16 protein-coding genes are annotated in these 19,892 nt (G+C 72.0%); 6 read left to right on the forward strand and 10 right to left on the reverse strand.

Translation table 11 applies throughout. The annotated features are described in order from the left end of the window. Positions 1-40: 40 nt before the first annotated feature. The 4 genes from PT931_RS04735 to PT931_RS04750 form a co-directional block, all read right to left on the reverse strand. Positions 41-1,003, reverse strand: coding sequence for a TauD/TfdA dioxygenase family protein (locus tag PT931_RS04735; RefSeq protein ID WP_456244463.1), 963 nt, complete (start codon positions 1,001-1,003; stop codon positions 41-43). Between the two features lies 1 nt (position 1,004). Further along, positions 1,005-1,913 (reverse strand): ABC transporter substrate-binding protein, encoded by a 909-nt coding sequence (locus tag PT931_RS04740; RefSeq protein ID WP_456244464.1) that lies wholly within the window; start codon positions 1,911-1,913, stop codon positions 1,005-1,007. A 342-nt stretch (positions 1,914-2,255) separates the two neighbouring features. Continuing rightward, a complete protein-coding gene (locus PT931_RS04745) occupies positions 2,256-3,416 on the reverse strand; it encodes an ROK family protein (RefSeq protein ID WP_456244465.1) in 1,161 nt (386 codons plus the stop codon). Positions 3,417-3,774: 358 nt separating this feature from the next. Then, complete coding sequence (locus tag PT931_RS04750) at positions 3,775-3,888, reverse strand: putative leader peptide (protein WP_456244466.1); 114 nt, start codon at positions 3,886-3,888, stop codon at positions 3,775-3,777. 321 nt (positions 3,889-4,209) lie between these two features. Between PT931_RS04750 and PT931_RS04755 the strand changes: the two genes are divergently transcribed. Continuing rightward, positions 4,210-4,596, forward strand: a complete 387-nt coding sequence (locus tag PT931_RS04755; protein WP_456244467.1) for an NUDIX hydrolase — start codon at positions 4,210-4,212, stop codon at positions 4,594-4,596. Between the two features lie 332 nt (positions 4,597-4,928). Here PT931_RS04755 and add read toward each other — a convergent pair whose 3' ends face one another. The 6 genes from add to gcvPA form a co-directional block, all read right to left on the reverse strand. Next, positions 4,929-5,900 (reverse strand): adenosine deaminase, encoded by a 972-nt coding sequence (add, locus tag PT931_RS04760; RefSeq protein ID WP_456244468.1) that lies wholly within the window; start codon positions 5,898-5,900, stop codon positions 4,929-4,931. Between the two features lie 292 nt (positions 5,901-6,192). Beyond that, positions 6,193-7,029: a GntR family transcriptional regulator gene (locus PT931_RS04765; protein WP_456244469.1), complete on the reverse strand. Its 837-nt coding sequence runs from the start codon at positions 7,027-7,029 to the stop codon at positions 6,193-6,195. Positions 7,030-7,071: 42 nt separating this feature from the next. Then, the gene (locus PT931_RS04770; protein ID WP_363728596.1) at positions 7,072-7,812 is read right to left on the reverse strand and encodes an SDR family NAD(P)-dependent oxidoreductase; all 741 of its coding nucleotides are present in this window, start codon (positions 7,810-7,812) and stop codon (positions 7,072-7,074) included. Positions 7,813-7,866: 54 nt separating this feature from the next. Further along, on the reverse strand, positions 7,867-9,117 hold the full coding sequence (locus PT931_RS04775; RefSeq protein ID WP_456244470.1) for an ATP-NAD kinase family protein: 1,251 nt from the start codon (positions 9,115-9,117) through the stop codon (positions 7,867-7,869). Between the two features lie 379 nt (positions 9,118-9,496). Then, complete coding sequence (gcvPB, locus tag PT931_RS04780; RefSeq protein ID WP_456244471.1) at positions 9,497-11,092, reverse strand: aminomethyl-transferring glycine dehydrogenase subunit GcvPB; 1,596 nt, start codon at positions 11,090-11,092, stop codon at positions 9,497-9,499. After that, positions 11,089-12,387 carry an aminomethyl-transferring glycine dehydrogenase subunit GcvPA gene (gene gcvPA / locus PT931_RS04785; RefSeq protein WP_456244472.1) on the reverse strand — a complete coding sequence of 433 codons (1,299 nt, stop codon included), beginning with the start codon at positions 12,385-12,387 and terminating at the stop codon, positions 11,089-11,091. Before gcvPA ends, gcvPB begins: the two co-directional genes overlap by 4 nt. A 101-nt stretch (positions 12,388-12,488) precedes the next feature. Here gcvPA and PT931_RS04790 point away from each other — a divergent pair, with 101 nt between their 5' ends. The 5 genes from PT931_RS04790 to PT931_RS04810 all read left to right on the forward strand — a co-directional run bounded on the left by PT931_RS04790 (position 12,489) and on the right by PT931_RS04810 (position 19,734). Next, complete coding sequence (locus tag PT931_RS04790) at positions 12,489-13,802, forward strand: ABC transporter substrate-binding protein (RefSeq protein ID WP_456244473.1); 1,314 nt, start codon at positions 12,489-12,491, stop codon at positions 13,800-13,802. After that, on the forward strand, positions 13,799-14,638 hold the full coding sequence (locus tag PT931_RS04795; RefSeq protein ID WP_456244474.1) for a carbohydrate ABC transporter permease: 840 nt from the start codon (positions 13,799-13,801) through the stop codon (positions 14,636-14,638). Before PT931_RS04790 ends, PT931_RS04795 begins: the two co-directional genes overlap by 4 nt. Further along, entirely contained in the window at positions 14,635-15,441 is an 807-nt protein-coding gene (locus tag PT931_RS04800) for a carbohydrate ABC transporter permease (RefSeq protein WP_456244475.1), read from the forward strand. The genes PT931_RS04795 and PT931_RS04800 overlap by 4 nt, the downstream gene beginning before the upstream one ends. Next, the gene (locus PT931_RS04805; protein ID WP_456244476.1) at positions 15,438-17,465 is read left to right on the forward strand and encodes a beta-galactosidase; all 2,028 of its coding nucleotides are present in this window, start codon (positions 15,438-15,440) and stop codon (positions 17,463-17,465) included. The genes PT931_RS04800 and PT931_RS04805 overlap by 4 nt, the downstream gene beginning before the upstream one ends. Positions 17,466-17,643: 178 nt before the next feature. Continuing rightward, complete coding sequence (locus PT931_RS04810; protein ID WP_456244477.1) at positions 17,644-19,734, forward strand: MGH1-like glycoside hydrolase domain-containing protein; 2,091 nt, start codon at positions 17,644-17,646, stop codon at positions 19,732-19,734. The last annotated feature ends 158 nt before the right edge of the window (positions 19,735-19,892 follow it).

Raw genomic sequence — 19,892 nt, forward strand, 5'->3', positions numbered from 1 at the left:
GGGGGGGGCGGCGGCCCGGTCGGGCCGCCGCCCCGGTCGGTCAGTCGTCGACGACGACCTTGTGGTTCGCGCCGAACTCCTGCCCCGACACCAGCTCCGACTCCCGGCCGTCCGGGCCGACGGGCCGGTCACCGGTGAGGGTGACCCGGTGCAGGGTGCGCCGCAGATCCAGGTGCTCGATGTCGCTCGGGGCCAGGTGCGCGGTCGCCCGGTTGTCCCAGAACGCCACCGTGCCGGCCTCCCAGCGCAGCCGCACCGTGTACTCCGGCCGGGTCAGCTCCGCGTACAGCAGGTCCAGGATCGCCTTGGACTCGCGCGCCGACACGTCCACGATGTGGCTGGTGAAGCCCGGGTTGACGAACAGCCCCTTCTCGCCCGTCACCGGGTGCACCCGCACCACCGGGTGGATGGCGACCAGCAGGTTGTCCTGCACGACCTTCGCGTACTGGGAGCTGCGGGCGATCTCGTAGCCGCCGCCGTAGCGGTGCTCGGCGCGCAGGGTGTCCACGAACGCCTTCACCGGCTCCGACAGGCCCTCGTAGGCGGCCACCAGGTTCGTCCACTGGGTGTCGCCGCCGATCTCGGGCACCACCTCGGCGCGCAGGATCGACCCGGCGGGCGGGTTCACGGCCGCGGTGACATCCGTGTGCCAACCCGTGAAGTAGCTGTACCGCCTCCGGCGGCTGGCGACCCCGAAGTCCGCACCGTACTTCTTCTCGTACCGCTTCGGGTCCACGGTGTAGATCTCCGGGAAGTTCTCCGGCGGCGTGTCGTCGTGCGGGTGCGCGTAGGTCAGCTCGCCGAACTGCCGGCCGAACGCGATCTGGCTGGCGTGGTCGAGCTGCTGCCCCCGGAAGAAGATCACCTTGTACCGGTGCAGCGCGTCCCTGATCGACCGGACCGCCTCGTCGTCGAGCGGCCGGGAGATGTCCACATTGGAGATGTCGGCGCCGATGTGGCCGGCGACGGGTCGGACGATCACGCGGTTCAGGGTGGAGGTCATGTCACTGTCCCTTCTGGGCTGCGGCGACTGCCGCGTTGAACTCGGAGAGGACCGCCTGGTCGAACTGCGGGGCGAGGTCGACCTTCGCGGGAAGTTGGGCGTTCTTCGTGAACAGGTCCGCCTGGGCCTGCTGGGCGGCCTTCACGTCGGCGTCGACCGGCGCGTACGTCGCGCTGCCCGAGCCCTGGTAGACGAGCTTGCCGGTGGCGGAGTCCTGCTTGCGCTCCTTGACGTAGTACGCCTCGATCCACTCGTCGGTGTGCGCCTTGACCCAGGCGTTGGCCTTCACCTGGCGGGACACGAAGTCCAGCAGCGCGGCGCGCTTCCTCGGGTCGGCGAGCGCCTCCTTGGTGGCCAGCTTGAAGCCGTACCCCGGGGTCACCGCCTTGCCGTTGATCAGCTGGACGGCGTCCGGGTGCTCCTTCAGGTACTTCACCCGGGTCTCCTCCGACACCGTCGCCGCGTCGACCGTCCCCGACTCGAGCACGTTGCCGACGTTCTGCAACGGCACGTCCACCGGGCTGATGTCCTTCTGGGCGAGTCCCTGCCTGTCGAGGACCCGGAGGAGGAAGCCGTGGTTGGCGGTGTTCTTCGAGTACGCCACCTTCTTGCCCCGCAGATCGTCCAGAGACCTGACGCCGCTGCCCGGGCGGGCGACCAGCGTGTAGCCGGGCCCGTCCGTGCGGGTCACGGAGACCACGCTCACCGGCAGGCCACTGGCCTGGGCGAACATGGCCGGGGTGTCGCCCATGGTGCCGTAGTCGATCGCGCCGGCCTGGATGGCCTGGTTGACCAGCGGCCCACTCGCGAACTGGTTGAACTCCACCTTGTACGGCAGGTTGTCCAGCTGGCCGGACAGCCGCAGCGGGAGCTCGACGCCCCGGCCTTGGTCGCCGATGCGGATGGTCACCGGCCCGGAGGCGGCCTCCGAGGAGGTGGAACAGGCGGACAGCAAGGGAAGGAAAAGAAAAAGGGCAGCACAGAGACGGGCACGCATGGGGGTACTCCCGAGAGGGCTTGTGAATGCGCGGAACCGCGCGGAAAAGGGTGGCGCGCGGCGGCTACCGGCTCAGCGCGCGCGACGTGTCAGCGACAACAACAACAGTCGGAGCTGGGACGACAGAACCCGGCGGGCGTCACGCCCACGCTCGGAGTTCCGGTCCAGATGCTCATAGGACCATCCTGCTGGGCCGTTCCGGGGGGCGCAACATAATGCACTTGTGAATTAATCCGGTACCCCGGAAATCGGGTTCTAGTTTGTGGCGAGTTCCAGGGCCAGGGGCCGTTGGTAGACCGCGTCGAGGGCCGCCGTCACGGCCGCCATGCCCAGCACCCGGCCGGGGAAGCTGCTCGGCAGGATGGTGCGGTCCGGGTCCTCGCAGACCTGGGAGTGCCGGGCCACCTCGGCGCGGAGCACCGCCAGGCAGTCGGGGAAGCGGATGACGCCGGGCTCGGTGACGACCAGTACCTCCGGATTGATCAGGTCGAACAGCAGCGCCGCCGCCCGACCGACCAGCTCCGCCCGGTCCCGGAACAGCCCCGCCGCGACCGCGTCCCCCGCCTCCGCCCGGGCGATCAACGCGGGCAGGTCCCGCTCCCCGGACCGCGCCACCAGCGCCCCCTCGGCCGCCGCCGCCTGAAAGCACCCCGCCTTCCCGCACGCGCACGGGGTCCGCAGCTCGTCCAGCGGCAGATGCCCCACCACCCCGCCCGCCGAACCCGGCCCGTGGTGCGCCGCTCCCCCGGTCACGATCGCCGCGTCCACCACGTTGCCGACGAACAGGTGCACGAGGCTGCTCGTGCCGCGGGCCGCGCCGAAGAGCTGCTCGGCCAGGGCCAGGGCGCGGGCATGGCTCTCCACCCGCACGGGGATGCCGAGGTCCCGAAGCTCCTCGCCGGCGTGCACGTCGTGCCAGCCCAGGACGGGGTGCTCCACGATCACGCCCCGGGCCGGGTCGACCCAGCCGCCCGTGACCAGGCCGATGCCGACGACGGCGTGGCCGGCCATGAACCGGGGCAGGCGGGTGCGGATGGCGTGCAGGACGGAGTCGGGGGTCGGGTGGGCCGCGTCGTCGGTCGTCCCGTGCGGAAAGGTCTCCTGGGCCAGCACCCGGCCGCGCAGGTCGGCCAGCGCCAACGTGACGTGCGGGACGGCGATGTGCACCCCGCACACGACCGGTCCCTCCGCGAGGTCCACCGGCACGTGCGGCCGGCCCGCCCCCGACGGCCGGACCAGCTCCGGCGCCTCACTGAGCAGCCCGACCGCCGCCAGGTCCGTGTAGTGCCGGGTGATCGCGGCGGGGCTCAACCCGGTCAGCCGGGCGATCGTGGTCCTGGAGAGCGGCCCGTGGTCGAGGACCGTGCGCAACACGTGCGCGGCGGTGGAGGAACGGCGGCCGTCGGGTTTCTGCATGGCGGGGCTCCCTGCCGTGGCGTCCGAAAGAAACGGAGAACACCTGGCGGGTACGCGGTCCGGTCGGTCACCGGGCCTGAATTCGGGGTCGACGGCGGGGCTCCGGGGGCCGGGCAGGCGGTGGGGCTGCCTGGGGTGGCCGTCGGGCTCCCCGGCCTGGTCCCGGTACCGGAGGGTGGTCCGGGTGTCCGGGGCCGTAGGGGAGACCGTGGAGCGTCCAGCGGGACAGTGGGTGTGCGGACCCGGGGGTCTGTCGGACCCTGTCGGCCGGGATCTGCCCGGGGGTGTTGGGCTGGATCCGCCCGGAGAGTGCCGGGCCGGCCGTTCTGGTGCTGGACCTGTGTGCCGTCGGTCGAAATCAGGCGCCGGTGGGGACGGCCTGCGCGAACCCGCCCGGAGCCGGACAGATCGCGCTCGACTGGCGGCACAGGTCGACGTGACGTCGAGAACTGAACGAGGCCGCCTGTGACATGCGTCGATTCTGGCAAGCGGGTGGGGAGAGGTCAACAAAGGTGACGCGGACCGCAGTGGGTGGGTGGGGGTTCCGTGCGGCGCGACGTCGTGGGACGGGTCCGACGTCGCGGGACCGGTCCGATGTCGCGGGACGGGTCGGTCGTCGCGGGACGGGTCGGTCGTGTCGCGGGACCGGTCGGTCGTCACGGGGTCGGTCGGTCGTCGCAGGACCGCTCGGTCGTCACGGGACCAGCCGGTCGTGTCGCGGGACCGGCCGGTCGTCTGGTGGCCCTGGCGATCGGGTCTGACAGATGTGGGGCGGCCGTGCAGACTGGCGTTCGTGTGGGATACCGCTGTGGTGATCGTCAGGGACCCTGCCGGCCGGGTGTTGCTGGTCCACCAGAACTACGGGCTGCGGTTGTTCGGGCTGCCCGGCGGCACGGTGGAGCCGGGCGAGACGATGGCGCAGGCTGCTGTCCGCGAGGTGGCCGAGGAGACCGGGCTCATCGTGACGGTGGGTGACCGGGTCTCGGTCGATGACCTGGTCTATCCGGGCGGGGCGCGGTTCCGGGCCCATGCGTTCGTCGCCGTGAGGGTGGAGGGTGAGCCGTCGGTGCCCGATCGCGTCGAGATCTCCTCCGTGGAGTGGTACGACCTGGGGGAGCTGCCGTCTCCGCTCACGCCGTCGGCCAACGCGATCCTGCCCAGGCTCCGGACGCCGCGGTAGCGGAGGTAGCACGGCCCCGGCGACGCGTCGGACGTTGCAGGAGCGGCAGCGCACGGCACCGGCGGGCCCCAGCCTCGGGCCACGGTCAGATCCCAGCCCTGGACCGCGGTCAGATCTCAGCCCTGGGCCACGAGCGGACCTCAGCCGTGGGCCACGAACGGATCCCAGCCCTGGGCCACGGTCGGACCTCGCCCCTGGACCACAGACGGATCCCAGCCCTGGGCCACGAGCGGACCTCGACCCTGGGCCACAAACGGATCCCAGGCTCGGGCCACAGTCGGGCCGAACACCGTCGGCCGCGCCGCTCGGGTCAGCGGCAGGCGCGTCATCCGCTACGCGTTCGGTTCCGCCCTCTCCCCCGCCCACCAGGCGTCCACCCCCGCGAGCAGCCCGCCGCGCACCTCGGCCGGGGCCGCCGAGTGCGTGATCGAGTCCCGCGCCAGCCGGGCCAGCGTCGCGTCGTCACACCCCAGGTCCCGGGCGATCTGGTACTGCCCCGCGAGCCCCACCCCGAACAACAACGGATCATCGGTACCCAACGCGACCGGCACCCCCGCGTCGAGCAGCACCGGCAGGTCCCAGGCGACCCCCAACGGCGGGTACGACGTCGGACACAGCTCCACCGCCACCTGCCGCCCGGCCAGCAGGCCGAGGGTGTCAGGGCAGCTCGCGGCGGTCACCGCGTGGCCCACCCGGTGCGCGCCCAACAGTTCGACACAGTCGCGGACATGCCCGGCCGGCTCGTAGAACCCGGCGTGCGGCACGACCCTCAGCCCGGCGTCCGCCGCGATCCGGCAGGCGGCCACGAAGTCACCGACCCGACCGAGCCGCTCGTCGTTGGACAGGCCGAACCCGACCACGCCCGGGGTCGCCGCCGCGAGCCGGGCCAACCGTTCGGCGTGCTCCGCCGTGGCGCCCCAGCTCGCCGCGACCACCACGCCCACCGGGATCGGGGCCTCGGCCGCCCCGGCGAGCACGGCCTCGACGACGTCCGCCAGGGACCCGAGCCGGTTCGCGTAGGACGTGGGGTCGACCTGGAGCTCCAGCCAACCGGCCCCGTCCGCCGCGTCCGCCGTCGCCGCCTCGCGAACCACCCGGACGACGTCCCCGGCCGACCGGATCACGGCGCGCGCCAGGTCGTACCGGTCCTGGAAGTCCGCCCAGCCGTGCACCCGGTCGGGCGGGAGCGGCTCGGGCAGTCGGAGGCCGTCGCGGGCCGCCCACTCGGCGAGGGTTTCGGGGCGCATGGAACCGGTCAGGTGGAGGTGCAGATGCGCCTTCGGCAGTGCCCGCAGATCCCTCACCTGGTCTGGTCCGTCCGCGAGAGGCGCCCTTTGCCCGGGCGCCCTACCGGGGCCGTTGATGTGGTTCCGGCCGTCCACATGCGCGTCCGGACGTCGAGCAGGTCGCCCTGACGCGAGGATGACATCCCAGCGTCGAACCGACCGCCCTGATGCGACAACGACATCCCAGCGTCGAACCGACCGCCCGGACCCGACGAGGACATCCCGGCATCGAACCGACCGCCCTGACGCGACGACGGCATCCCGGCGTCGAGCCGGCGCGCCGGGCCGGGTGCGGGTTCGGGCCTCGACCTCATCCGAGGGGTCCGCCGCGTCCCACCCGTCCCGGTTCCCCGCGCCCGCCGCGCGCCGGGGCCGCGGAACCGCCGCGCCCGGGCTCACCGGTGCCGCCACGCCCGACCCGGGGGCCGCCAGAGGACGGCTGGTGGCCGAGGGTGCTGTCGACGACGAACTCCACGGCGTCGGGCGTGCCGTCACCGTTCGGCCAGGCGGAGTCGATCCGGGTCAGCACCTGGTCGGTGCCCGAGGTCCAGTTGGCCTTCAGGGCCAGCACGGCGCCGGACAGGTCACCCGCGATCAGGCGCTGGGCGATCAGCCGGTGCTCGTCGGCGGACCGGCTGACCTGGGTCTCGTCACCGAGCTTGAGGTGCACGTACCGCCGCAGGCTCGCCTTCACGGTCGTGATCAGGTCCATCAGGCGCTCGTTGGAGCAGCCGCCGAGGAGCAGTTCGTGCCATTCGTCGTCCCGCTGCTCGACCTCCGCCTGGGTGGCCTCCGTGGCGGCGAACTCCTCGGCGAGTTCCAGGAGCCTGGGCGCGGTCCGGTGCAGGTACGCCGCGCTGGAGGACTCGAGTGCCAGCGCCTCCAGGGCGGCCACGACGGGGGACAGCTCCTCGTACTCCCGGGGGGTCACCGGCGCGAACCGGAACCCCTTGCCCGGGGAGCTCTCGATCAGCCCCTCGATCTCCAGGGCGATCAGGGCCTCCCGCAGCGGGGTACGACTCACGCCCAGCTCCGCCGCGAGCCGTGCCTCGTTGATGTTGTGGCCGGCCGGAAAGTCGCCCCGCCTCGACCTGGCCAGCACTTCGGCCTTGATCTGGTCCCGGAGCGGGCGTCGCTCGATCGCCATGGTCCGCCTCCCCCACCCGTCAGTGTGCGCTCTCGCGGCCATCTATGCGGTACCGCCGCCGTCGACCGGCAGGATAGCGCCCGAGACGAAGCTCGCGGCGTCACTCGCCAGGTACGCCACCGCCTGGGCGATCTCCCGGGGCTGCCCGATCCGCCCCAGCGGCCGGTCCGCGGCGTCCACGTAGAAGCTCTCCACGGTGGCGCCGAGCTGGGCGGCCTCGTCGGCGAGCATCCCGGTGGCGGTGTCGCCGGGGCACACACAGTTGACCCGGATATTGTCCGGCCCGTGGTCGATGGCCATCGCGCGGGTCATGTTCACGACGGCCCCTTTCGACGCGCAGTAGGACACGGCGCGCCCCCCGCCCGACATGCCCCACCCGGAGCCGGTGTTGATGATGCTCCCGCCGCCGGCCGCCCGGAGGTGCGGGACCGCGTACCGGCTCATCAGCATGATGGACTTGATGTTGACCGCCATCACGAGGTCCCAGTCGTCCTCGGTGATGTCCTCGACCGTCGAGCGCCGGATGATGCCGGCGTTGTTGAACACCGTGTCCAGCCCGCCGAACGCCTCGACCGCGGTCGCCACGGCGCGCTCGCAGTCGGCGGCCTTCGAGACGTCGCAGCGCACCGCGACCCCACCGATCCGGTCGGCGTGCTCCCGGGCCCGGTCGAGGTCCAGGTCGGCGAGGACCACCCTCGCACCCAGCTCCGCGAACAGTTCGGCCGTGGCCAGCCCGATGCCGGACGCCGCTCCGCTGACGATGGCCCGCTTACCCTGCAACATGTCTCTGCGCTCCCTGGTCTTCTTCATCATGGTGCTGTCCGTGCGCCCGGCGGGTCATTCCAGCCGGTACATCGTGCGCCGCCGCCAGCCGGTCAGGACCGGCAGGTGTCCCCGCAGCCTGGCGTCGAGCGCCTCGTCCCCCGTGTCGACCAGGAGCGGCCGGCCGCCGAGGCCCGCGAGTTTGGCCTCGGTGGCCACCACGGTCAACTCGGCGCGCGGAACGAGGTCGAGGAGCTGCTGGTTGCCCCGGCCGAGCAGGAAGCCCTGACCGCCGACCGGCGACAGGATCAGCCGCACGCCGACCGCCCCGCCCGCGAGCGCCGTGACCGTCCGGGCGTCGACATCGGGGTGTACCTCGTGGTCCAGCACGGCCGTCACCCCCGTGACGGGCGCGTCGTATCCGTGGCCCCGGAGGATCGCCCGGGTGGTCGTGCCGGGACCGAACACGTGCAGCACCCCGGGTGCGAGGTCGACGGACGCGGCGATGCCGGCGAGGTCCTCCCCGTCCTCGACGGTCGAGCCGATCTTGCGGTGCTGCACCCGACGGACCAGAAACGGCACGGGAAGGTACCCGTACAGCCTGGCCGACACCCGCGCCGGGTCGGGCCGGTCGACGACCTCGCAGTCCCGGGCGGGCGCCCGGCCGTCCAGGTACGCGGCCGCGACCTCGCCGGCGGCGCGCGGGTGCACGGCGTAGACGGCGGAGTGCACCTTCACACCCGTGGGGACGCCGAGAACGGCCGTCGGCCCCTGGACGGCCGAGCCCTGCCCTCGCCCCGGCGCCAGGCCCCGCGTCGGTCCCGGCCCCGGACTCTGTTCTGCCTGGGACTCGAACGGGGACCCAGGCAGGCGGAGGGCCGCCCCGGCCCCGGCCCCGGCCCCAATTCCGACCCCAGGCTCGACCCCAGGCTCGGTCCCAGGCTCGGGCTCGACCGCAGGCGCGGGCGCCGACAACGCCGTCAGCACATCCCGAGCCGTCCCGTCACCCCCCGCGAACAGCAGCAACTCGACGCCCGCAGCGAGCAGCTCCGACACGGCCCGGACCGTGTCGACCCCCGTCGTCACCTCGGGCCGATCCACGACGACCGCGCAGGGCACCCCGGCGAGAACCGCCGCCGTCTCCCCCATGTCACCGGCCACGGTGAGCAGCCGGACATCGGGCCGGTGCGCGACCAGCGCGGACAGCGCCAGCGCGGCCCGATCGGCCGAGCGCGGAGCTACACCGGAGGCCAGGCCCCTGATGTCCGGCGCGTCGCTGCCGTGCAGGGCGCCGGGCCCGCCGAGCCCGGCGACAGGATTGACCACCAGCCCGACGAACGGCCCCCCGCGCAGATGGAGTTCCCCGCCCGATCCGGCAGGTCCGGTCAGGGATACCTCCCCCTCCGACCTCGCAGGCCTCGCCGACCCGATCGAGCCCGACGCACGCGCCGGGCCGGCCGATCCGTGCGGGTTAGGCGATCCGAGCTGGCCGGCCGATCCGATCGTGCCAGGCGACCCGGTCAGGCCGGCCGACCCGGTCGGGCGAGGCGACCCGGTCGACCCGGTCGGGCTGGCCGGGCTGGTCGGTCTGGTCGGGCTGGTCGGGCCGGGCAGGCCAGGCAGGCCAGGCAGGCCAGGCGATCCGGCCGGCACTCCGGAACCCACGGCGCCCACCGCCCCCGAAAGCCCGGCCGCGCCCCCCGTCTCAGCGGTCATCCGCGATCTTCCGCCGATAGGCCCGCCACGTGACCGCCCACGTCCCCGGATCGTCCAGGGTGTCCTCCCGGTTCCGGTGCACCGTGGAGTTGTGGGGTGCGGTCCGGACGGTCTCCGGGGACTCGTACGCCTCGCGGGCCACCTCGCGCATCACCCCGACGTACTCGTCGAGGTCCGCTCGCGAGTACGACTCCGTGGGCTCCAGGGTGGCCGGCTCGGGCACGACGTACGGGTGGTGGCTCGTCCAGTAGTGCACGCCGAAGTCGGCGGCCCGGAGCCCGATGTCCTCGGAGTGCACCCCGGTGTCGGCGTGCAGCTGCTCCCACGAGTACCGCACCTGTTCGATGCGGCGTCTGCCCTCGGCGTACGGCGCGGAGACGCCCTTGATCTTGAGCATCTCGGTGAGCAGGTAGTTGTTGTTGAGGACGGCGATCTCGGCGACCTCGCGCAGCCCCTCGGCGCCCAGGGCCATGATCCAGGAGTAGGCGCGGACGATGTTGCCGGCGACGCCCTGGTAGGGCCGGACCTTGCCGATGGACAGCGGGCCGGGGTCCGTCAGGTCGTAGCTCGTGCCGTCGAAGGTGACCAGCGGTCCGGGCAGGAACGGGGCCAGCTCGGCGGTCACCCCGCACGCGCCCGCCGCCGGTCCGCCGCACGCGTGCGGGGTGGAGAACGTCTTGTGCAGGTTGAAGTGGCACAGGTCGAAGCCGGCCTCGCGGGCCCGGGTGATACCGAGGATGCCGTTCGCGTTGGCCTGGTCGTAGCTGGCGAGACCACCGGCGGCGTGCACGATCTCGACGAACTCGGCGATCCTCGGGTTGAAGATGCCGGTGTCCTCCGGGTTGGTGATCAGCAGCGCGGCGGTGCGGTCCGACACGGCCGCCTTCAGCGCGTCGATGTCCGGGTAGCCGTCGGCGTCCGGGTACAGCGTGATGACCTTGTAGCCGGCCGTGGCCGCGCAGGCGGCGTTGGACGGGTGGGAGAAGATCGTGGTGATGATCTCGTCGCGCTGCTCCGCCTCGCCCCGGGAGGCGTGGTAGGCCCGGATCATGGCCACGTTGGTCCAGATCGCGGCCGAGCCGGCGCCGGGCTGGACGGTGACGGCGTCCATGCCGGACACCTCGGCGAGCATGCCCTGCAGGGAGTGGATGATGGCCAGCACGCCCTGGACGGTGGCCGGGTCCCGGGCGGGGTGCAGCTCCGCGATCCGGCGGATCAGCACGTCGTTGACCTTCGGGCTGTACTTCATCGTGCAGGTGCCCTGGCCGATGTCCACGTTCAGGTCGGCCCCGAGGGTCTCCTGGGAGAGCCGCAGGTAGTGCCGCAGCACCCGGTTCTGCGAGATCTCCGGGAGCGCGGGCGGGGCGGCGCGCAGGATGCCGGCGGGCAGGGCCGCCGCGGGGTCGCCCACGAGGGCGGTGATCTCCGGCTCGGCCAGCGGGGGCAGGATGCCGCGCTCGCCGGGCTGGGTCAGCTCGAAGACCAGCGGTTCGTCCCAGCTGGCCTGGCGGAACCGGCGCAGCGCGGGCTTTCCGCCGATCCGGGCCGCTGCGGGGTCGACGGGGCCGGTGTCGGTGGCCTTCATGCCAGCACCTCTCTCACGGAAGCGGCCAGGAGTTCGATGTCTGCCCGGGTGTGCACCTCGGTCACGCAGCACAGGGCCCGGTGCCCGTCGAGGGGCAGCCCGGCGAGGATGCCCCGGTCGCGGAGCTCGGCCAGCACCTCCCCGACAGGTCGCACAAATTCCACCACGAACTCACAGAAGTGTGGATCGTCGGCGTTCGGCACGGTGACGCCGGGAATCGCCCCGAGGAGGCGCATCGCGTACGCCGTGCGGGCCATGATCGTCGAGCCGATCTCGCGCATGCCGGCGGGGCCCATCAGGGACAGGTAGACGCCGGCCGTGATGCCCCAGAGCGCGGCGGCGGTGCCGACCCACTCCTTGCCCTGCTCGCGGACCCCGAACGAGGTGCGCTCGTAGGCGACGTCGCCGAACCCGTACTCCCCCTCGACGACGGTCGGGACCAGGCCGAACAGGCGGGACGGGAACTCCATGACCAGGCGCTCGTCGTCCCGGGTGGCGATGAAGCCGGCCTGGCCGCCCCCGTACTGCATGTGCATGCCCAGGGGTTGGATGTCCCCGCACACGATGTCCGCGCCGAAGGTCGCCGGCGAGGCGAGCACGCCGAGCGCCATCGGGTTGCAGCTGACGACCGCGAGGGCCCCGGCGGCGTGCGCGGCGGCCACCAGCGTGGGGGCGTCGACGTCGATGACGCCGTGGAAGTTCGGATACTCCAGGTAGACGCAGGCTGTGTCCTCGTCGAGGGTGTCCGTGAAGGACATCGCGCCGCGCAGGTAGTCGGTGATCTTCGACAGCTTGTCGGGCGACACCGGCCCGCTGATCAGCACCTTCGAGCGGCCCGTGACCCGGCCGGCCATCCGCAGGGAGGTCGCGGCGGCCTGGTACCCGTCGTAGGTCGGCACGTTGACGACGTCGAGTTCGAGCAGCTCACCCATCAGGCTCTGGTACTCCCAGAGGGCCTGGAAGCGGCCGTGGTCCTCGTAGGGTTCGCCGGCGTAGGCGGTGAGGAACTCCGCGCGCCCGTTGACCTCGTCGCAGACGGCGGGCACGTGGTGCGGGTAGCAGCCGCCGCCCAGGAAGCTCAGGCCGTCGGTGTTGCGGTCGAGCAGCCCGCCGACGTGCCGGACGAGCTCGGCCTCGCTCCGCATCGGAGCCGGCAGCCGCAGGGGGCGGTGGAGGCGCAGGTCGGAGGGGATGTCGGCGTAGAACTCCTCGACATCGGCGGCTCCGACGGAGGCGAGCATCGCGGCTCGGACCTCCGGGACGGAGTTCGGGATGTAGGGATGGGCGTGGTCCATGCCCACCAGTATGCAGATTGTATTCAAAATTCAAAAGACTTGACTTGGATGTTGGATCGTGTTCACTATCGAAGCATCGATCCAAGCCATCGGAGGCTGCCGTGACCCTCACCCGACGACACACCCTGTCCCTCACCGCACTCGGGCTCCTCGGTGCGGCGGCGGGGTGCGCGAGCGGTTCGCCCAAGAAGTCCACGAAGCAGGCCACCGAGGGCAAGGAGCTCACGGGCACCGTCACGGTCTGGTCCTGGGACGTCGCGGCGACCGCCCTCAAGCGCCTCGGGCCGGAGTTCACCGCGAAGCACCCGAAGGTCAAGATCGAGATCACCGACATCGGGTACGACAACGCGTACGACAAGATCGCCATCGGCCTCAAGTCGGGCAGCGGGCTGGCCGACGTGTTGACGGTCGAGACCGACCACATGCAGACCTACGCGGCACAGTTCCCGACCGGTTTCCTCGACCTGACCAGCGTCGCCTCGGCCATGAAGGCCGACTTCGACCCGTCCAAGTGGGCGGCGTCGAGCGACAAGGACGGGAAGCTGTTCAGCCTGCCGTGGGACTCGGGCACGGCCGCCCTCTTCTACCGGACGGACCTGTTCGCGACGGCCGGCGTCGACCCGAAGTCCATCGCCACGTGGGACGACCTGATCACGGCGGGCAAGACCGTCCTGGCGCGCACCGGGGCGAAGCTCCTGGTCAGCGACGTGTCCAACGGGGCGGGCCCGGTGCCGACCCTGATGCAGCAGCAGGGCGCGGGCTACTTCAACGCGGCCGGCGACATCACCCTGGACTCCCCTGCGACCCTCGCCGCGATCGACATCGTGAAGAGGCTGAACGACGCCGGCCTGATCCTCAACGTCAAGGGCTGGGACGCCCTGGTCAGCGCCAACAAGGACGGCAAGGTGGCCTGTGCCCCGTCCGGGGTCTGGTGGGCGGGCACGCTCGCCACCGAGATGCCGGAGCTGTCCGGCAAGCTGGGTGTGATGCCGCTGCCCGCGGTGACGGCCGGCGGCGGCCGCACCGCCAACAACGGCGGCTCGACCCTGGCGGTGCCGGGCCAGTCGAAGAACCCGGACGCGGCCTGGGCGTTCGTGCGGTTCTGTCTCGCCGACGTGGCCAACCAGGTGTCGATGATGAAGGCGGAGGGCCTGTTCCCGGCGTATCTGCCGGCGTTGCGCGACCCGTACTTCGACGCCCCGCAGAAGTTCTTCGGCGACGCCCCGATCTACCAGATGTTCCGGGAGCAGACCCCGAAGATCCCCACGATCACCTACACCGACGACTACGCCAAGGCCGGCGACCTGCTCGACTCGGTGGTGCCCGGGGTGCTGCTCCGGGGCAAGGACCCCAAGGCGGAGCTGAAGAGCGCCGCCGCCCAACTCGCCGGTCAGACCAAGCGGAAACTGGCGTGAGGGCGCGCGCCGGCTGGTTCTTCACGGCACCCGCCGCCGTGCTCTTCGCGGTCTTCTTCGGGTATCCGCTGGTGGCCAGCCTCGTGCAGAGCTTCCAGACGGACGCCGACGGCGAGACGGTGTGGGCCGGGTTCGACAACTACACCCGGCTGTTCCAGGATCCCCTCGTCGGCCGGTCCCTGGCCAACATCGCGCTGATCCTGGCCGTCCAGGTGCCGCTGATGCTGGTGATCGCCCTCGGCCTCGCCCAGGTGCTGAACCTGAGCTGGCTGAAGTTCCGCTCCGGCTACCGGGTGGCGTACTTCCTGCCGGCCGTCACCACGCTCGTCGCCTACGCGGTCGTGTTCCGGGTGCTCCTGAACACCGACTCGGGGCTGTTGAACCAGATTCTCGGCACGCACATCGACTGGCTGAACGATCCGACGATGGCCCGGGTGGCCCTGATCGGCTCGATCACGTGGCGCTGGACGGGGTACAACATGGTCATCCTGCTGGCGGGGCTGCAGGCGATCCCGAAGGAGCAGTACGAGGCGGCGGCCATCGACGGGGCCGGCTCGCTGCGTACCTATGTGAGTGTGATCGTTCCGCAGTTGCGCCCTGTGCTGTTGTTCTGCCTGATCACCTCGACGATCGGCACCCTGCAACTGTTCGACGAGAGTTTCGTGCTCACCTCGGGCGGTCCGGACAACGCGACCCTCACCCCGGTGCTGTACCTCTACGAGAACGGCTTCCAACAACTCGACTTCGGGTACGCGGCCGCCATCGCCTGGCTCGTCGTCGCCCTGACCGGCCTGCTCTCCCTCGTCCAGTTCCGCGCGTTGCGGACGAAGTCGTGAAGCGGCTCGCGCACCTGCCGCTGCTGGTCGGCGCGGTGGTCAGCCTGTTCCCGTTCTACTGGATGATCGTGGCGGCCACCCACCGCACCCGGGACCTGCTGCACTCCCCGCCGCCGTTCCTGCCCGGCGACCAGCTGTTCGAGAACCTGCGCCGCCTGGAGGAGACCGTCGGGTTCAGCCGGGTCACGCTCAACACCGTCGGGCTGACCGTGGTGTACACGGCGCTGTCCAGCCTGATCAGCGCGATGTGCGGCTACGGGCTGGCCAAGTTCCGGTTCCGCGGCCGGGGGCTGCTGCTGGCCGTGCTGCTGGCCACCATGATGATCCCGTTCCAGGTGCTGCTCGTGCCGCTGTTCCAGATGATGGCGAACGTGGGCTGGATCGACACGTACCAGGCGGTGATCCTGCCCTTCCTGGCCAACTCGTTCGGCATCTTCCTGATGCGGCAGGCGTTCCTCGACTTCCCCGACGAGCTGATCGAGGCGGGCCGGCTCGACGGCTGCTCGGAGGCGCGGATCTTCTACCGGATCGTGCTGCCGGCCGCCCGGCCCCAGCTCGCGGCCGTCGTGATCTTCACGTTCATCTCGCAGTGGAGCGCCTTCATCTGGCCGTTGCTGATGCTCAACTCCGAGGACAAGTACACGATCCCGGTGGCCCTGTCCCGCATGATCGGACAGTCGCGCGTCGACTACTCCGGCCTGATGCTCGGGGCGTTCATCGCCACCCTGCCGATCATGGCGGTGTTCCTGGCGTTTCAGAAGCAGTTCGTGTCCGGCCTGCTCGGCGGCTCGGTGAAGGGATGACGATGAGGTACGGCGGCGACTGGAACCCCGAACAGTGGGACCCGGACACGTGGCGCGAGGACGTCCGGCTGATGCGGCGCGCCGGGGTCAACATGATCACGCTCGGGGTGTTCTCCTGGGCCCGGCTGGAGCCCGCCGAGGGCGCGTACGAGCTGGACTGGCTGGCCGAGATCATCGACCTGCTGTGGTCGCACGGGATCAGCGTGGACCTGGCCACGGGCACCGCCTCACCGCCCGCCTGGTTCGTCCGGAAGTACCCGGACGCGCTGCCGGTCACCGCCGACGGGGTGCGGCTGGAATTCGGCTCCCGCCAGCACTACTGCCCCTCCTCCCCCGCGTTCCGCGCCGCGACCGTGGCCCTGGCGACCCGGATGGCGGAGCGGTTCGCCGACCATCCGGCGCTGGCGATGTGGCACATCTCCAACGAGTACGGCGACCATGTCACCGAGTGCTTCTGCCCCACCTCGGCGGCGGACTTCCGGCGCTGGCTCGGCGCGCGGTACGGCACCGTGGAGCGGCTCAACCACGCGTGGGGCACGGACTTCTGGGCCCAGCGGTACACGTCGCTGGACGAGGTCGAGCCGCCGCGCACCGCGCCCGGCCCGACGAACCCGACCCAGCGGCTCGACTGGCGGCGGTTCTGCTCGGACACCCTGCTGGACTGCTACCGGGCCGAGCGCGCGGTCCTGCCGCCCGGCGTCCCGGTCACCACCAACTTCATGTCGATGATGCGCGACCTCGACTACTGGAAGTGGGCGGCCGAGGAGGACATCGTCTCCGACGACGCGTACCCGGACCCGGCCGACCCGACCGCGCACGTCACCGCCGCGATGAACTACGACCTGATGCGCTCCCTGCGCGGCGGCCAGCCGTGGCTGCTCCTCGAACAGGCCCCGTCCGCCGTCAGCTGGCGACAGGTGAACGTCCCCAAGACCGACGGGCAGTACCGGATCGGCAGCCTCCAGGCCGTCGCCCGGGGCGCCGACGGGGTGCTGCACTTCCAGTGGCGCGCCTCGGTCGCCGGTGCCGAGAAGTGGCACTCCGCGATGCTCCCGCACGGCGGGGAGACCTCCCGGGGGTACCGGCGGACGGTCGCGTTCGGCGCCGAGCTGGCCCGGCTGTCCCCGGTCGTGGGCGCGCGGAGCACCGCGCACGTGGCGATCGTGCTCGACTGGGACTCCTGGTGGGCCCTCGAACTCGACGAGCACCCGTCCCAGCTGCTCCGCTGGCGCGAGCTCGTCCGCGCCTGGTACGAGCCGCTGTGGAACATGAACGTCGCGGTCGACTTCGTGCCCGTGGACGCGGACCTGACCGGGTACGGACTCGTGCTCGCCCCCAACCTGTACCTGGTCACGGACCCGACGCGGGCGAACCTGGAGTCCTACGTGTCCGGCGGCGGCAGGCTCGTGGTCGGGTTCTTCTCCGGGCTCGTCGACGGGAACGACCACGTGCACCAGGGTGGCTACCCCGGCGCGCTGCGGGACCTGCTCGGGGTCGCGGTGGACGAGCTCTGGCCGCTGCCCGCCGGGGAGTCCTCGGACATCAGCCTCGACGGCAGGTACCCGGTGACCCTGTGGCGGGAGTGGCTCGACACCACCACGGCGGAGGTCGAGGCCAGCTACCTGGACGCGCCGCTCGCCGGGCGGCCCGCGATCACCCGGAACCGGTTCGGCGCGGGCACCGCCTGGTACGTCTCCGCCCATCTCGGGGCCGACGGCCTCGACAGTCTGCTCCGTCCGATCCTCGACGAGGCGGCCGTTCCCCGGGTCGGGTCCGACGGGGGCCCGGGGCAGGTCGGCTCGGCCGGGGCGCCCGTCGCGGTGCCGCCCGGGGTCGAGCTGTGCCGGCGCGGCGAGTACCTGTTCGTCCTCAACCACACCCCCGACCCGGTCACCGTCGAGGTCACCGGACACGACCTGCTCACCGGCACGCCCGTCGACGGCACCCTGCACCTGGCCGGCTCGGACGTGGCCGTGCTGGGTTCCGTCGCCCCGGAATCCACGCACCCGGGGTCAGCTGGCTAGCCCGCCCACCAGCGCCCGGCTCTCACGCGCCGGCCGTCCGACACAGGGGCTCGCCCAGCCCGAACCGGGCACCCGATTCCGTCTGCGCAGGTAGACGACCTGCGCGGACGTACCCCGAAAACTCACCGCCCCTCAACCAGTCGGCCCCACCCACCCGGCCGACCAGTCTGGAGTTTCCATGCGCAGGAGAACCTTCGTCGCGGCGGGCCTCGCCACGACGGCCGCCGTAGCCCTCCCCGGGGTCGCGTCCGCCGACCCGTCCGCCACCCCGCCAGCCGGCACCCCGGCGGCCGCCGGCCCCACGGAAGAGTTCCGCAACGTGCTCGACCTGCGGGGACTCCCGACGGTGGCCCGGCCGCCGAGCGACAACCCGCTGAACGTGTTCGCCGACAACGGTTCCTGGCACGGGTACGGGCTCGGGGTGGCCGGCGGGTTCTCCGGCCCGCTGTACATCGCCGAGGAGTACCCCTGGTGGCTGTCCCAGGTCTTCAGCCGGGTGGCGTTGACCGATGCCACCACGGGTGCGCCGATCCCGCTGACCCAGGTCTCCGCCGACTCGCTGCCGGGGCTGCTCCGGCAGGTCTCCTCCTCGGGTGACGGGATCACCCTGACCCTGGAGCTGCGGTTCGTGTCGGGCCGCACCGCGCTGGTCCAGGGCTCCGTCCGCAACGACGGCGCGCGGGCCCGCCGGGTGGCCGTGTCCTGGTCGGGCACCCTGCTGCGGCACGAGTCCGAGCCGATCCGGTCCGCTCCCCGGCTCCGGGCGACCGGCACCGGGGTGGCCGTGGACTTCACCGAGGTCCGGGAGGTGTGGAAGTTCTTCTCCACGCCGACCCAGCGGTTCGAGGTCCGGCACGCCGCGCCGGTGACCACGACCGTCGACGGCGACTCCTACCGGACGCTCCTGGCCACCCCGCTGAACGTGTCCCCGAAGGGCGAGCGCCCCCTGACCTGGACGGAGACGTACTCGTTCACGGCGGCCGACCGGGACGCCGACACCGTGGCCGAGGCCCTGCGCAAGCCGAGCAACCCGGCGTCGGCCACCGACCGCCGGTGGGCGACGTACCTGCGCTGCGGCCTGGAGGGCGTGGCCCCCGAGCACCGCCGGGTCGCCGTCAAGTCCATCCAGACCCTGGTCACCAACTGGCGCAGCGCGGCCGGCGCGCTCCGGCACGGCGGGATCACCCCGTCGATCTCCTACGTCTGGTTCAGCGGCCTGTGGTCCTGGGACTCGTGGAAGCAGGCGGTCGGGGTGTCCGCGTTCTCCCCCGCCCTGGCCAGCTCCGTCATCGAGGCCCTGTTCGACTACCAGCGCGCCGACGGCATGATCCCCGACTGCATCTTCTACAACGACCCGGCGCACGGCGGCGGCAACTGGAACGAGCGCAACACCAAGCCCCCGCTCGCGGCCTGGGCGGCCTGGGAGGTGTACTCGGCGGGCGGCGACAAGGACTTCCTCCGCCGGATCTACCCGCGCCTGGTCGCCTACCACGAGTGGTGGTACAAGGCCCGGGACCACGACCGCAACGGCATCTGCGAGTACGGGGCGACGATCGACCCGGCCAACGACTCCGACGGGGCCGTCATCGAGGCCGCCGCGTGGGAGTCCGGGATGGACAACGCGCCCCGGTTCGACGCGTCGGCCGTGCGCTCCAACGGCGCGGCCGGCTGGTCGATCGACCAGGAGTCGGTGGACCTGAACGCGTACCTGTTCGCGGAGAAGGGGTACCTGGCGAAGATCGCCAAGGTGCTGCGCGAGCCGTACCAGGACACGTCCGCGCCGATCGGGGCGTACGTGCGCGAGAGGATGTTCGACCCGGCCACCGGCTGGTTCTACGACGTGTCCCTCGACTCCGGCCACCCGCTGGTCGACCGGGGCAAGGGCATCGAGGGCGTCATCCCGGTGTGGGCGGGCCTGGCCTCCCCCGCCCAGGCGCTGGCGGTCCGGGCGACGCTGCTCGACCCTGCCGCGTTCGGTACCCACGTCCCGTGCCCGACCGTCGCGGCGGACAGCCCGTTCTTCGAGCCTGAGGCGTACTGGCGCGGCCCGGTCTGGCTGGACCAGGCGTACTTCGCGATCGAGGGGCTCCGGCGGGCCGGCTTCACCGCCGACGCGACCGCGGTGCGCGACAAGCTGCTGCGCAACGCGGACGGGCTGCTCGGGGACGGGCCGATCCACGAGAACTACCAGCCGCTGACCGGGGCCCGGCTCAACGCCCCGAACTTCAGCTGGTCGGCCGCGCTCCTGCTCCGACTGGTCCGCGCCTGACTGTGCCCGTCCGGCCGTGCCCGCTCCGGGGGCCACCCCGGGATCCCGGAGCGGCGCGACGGGCGGCCACCGCCTGACGGGTGGGTCCGACCGAGCCCGCTCCGGGAGTCACCCGGATCCTCGGGGCGGGCACGGCGACAGGCCACCGCCTGACGGTG

Source organism: Longispora urticae (genome assembly GCF_053902585.1).

Excerpts from the sequence above, each read along its gene's own strand:
- PT931_RS04805 (WP_456244476.1), top strand. The coding sequence starts at position 15,438 with ATGACGATGAGGTACGGCGGCGACTGGAACCCCGAACAGTGGGACCCG.
- PT931_RS04770 (WP_363728596.1), bottom strand. The coding sequence starts at position 7,812 with ATGTTGCAGGGTAAGCGGGCCATCGTCAGCGGAGCGGCGTCCGGCATC.
- PT931_RS04735 (WP_456244463.1), bottom strand. The coding sequence starts at position 1,003 with ATGACCTCCACCCTGAACCGCGTGATCGTCCGACCCGTCGCCGGCCAC.
- PT931_RS04750 (WP_456244466.1), bottom strand. The coding sequence starts at position 3,888 with ATGTCACAGGCGGCCTCGTTCAGTTCTCGACGTCACGTCGACCTGTGC.
- PT931_RS04810 (WP_456244477.1), top strand. The coding sequence starts at position 17,644 with ATGCGCAGGAGAACCTTCGTCGCGGCGGGCCTCGCCACGACGGCCGCC.
- gcvPA (WP_456244472.1), bottom strand. The coding sequence starts at position 12,387 with ATGGACCACGCCCATCCCTACATCCCGAACTCCGTCCCGGAGGTCCGA.
- gcvPB (WP_456244471.1), bottom strand. The coding sequence starts at position 11,092 with ATGAAGGCCACCGACACCGGCCCCGTCGACCCCGCAGCGGCCCGGATC.
- PT931_RS04745 (WP_456244465.1), bottom strand. The coding sequence starts at position 3,416 with ATGCAGAAACCCGACGGCCGCCGTTCCTCCACCGCCGCGCACGTGTTG.
- PT931_RS04765 (WP_456244469.1), bottom strand. The coding sequence starts at position 7,029 with ATGGCGATCGAGCGACGCCCGCTCCGGGACCAGATCAAGGCCGAAGTG.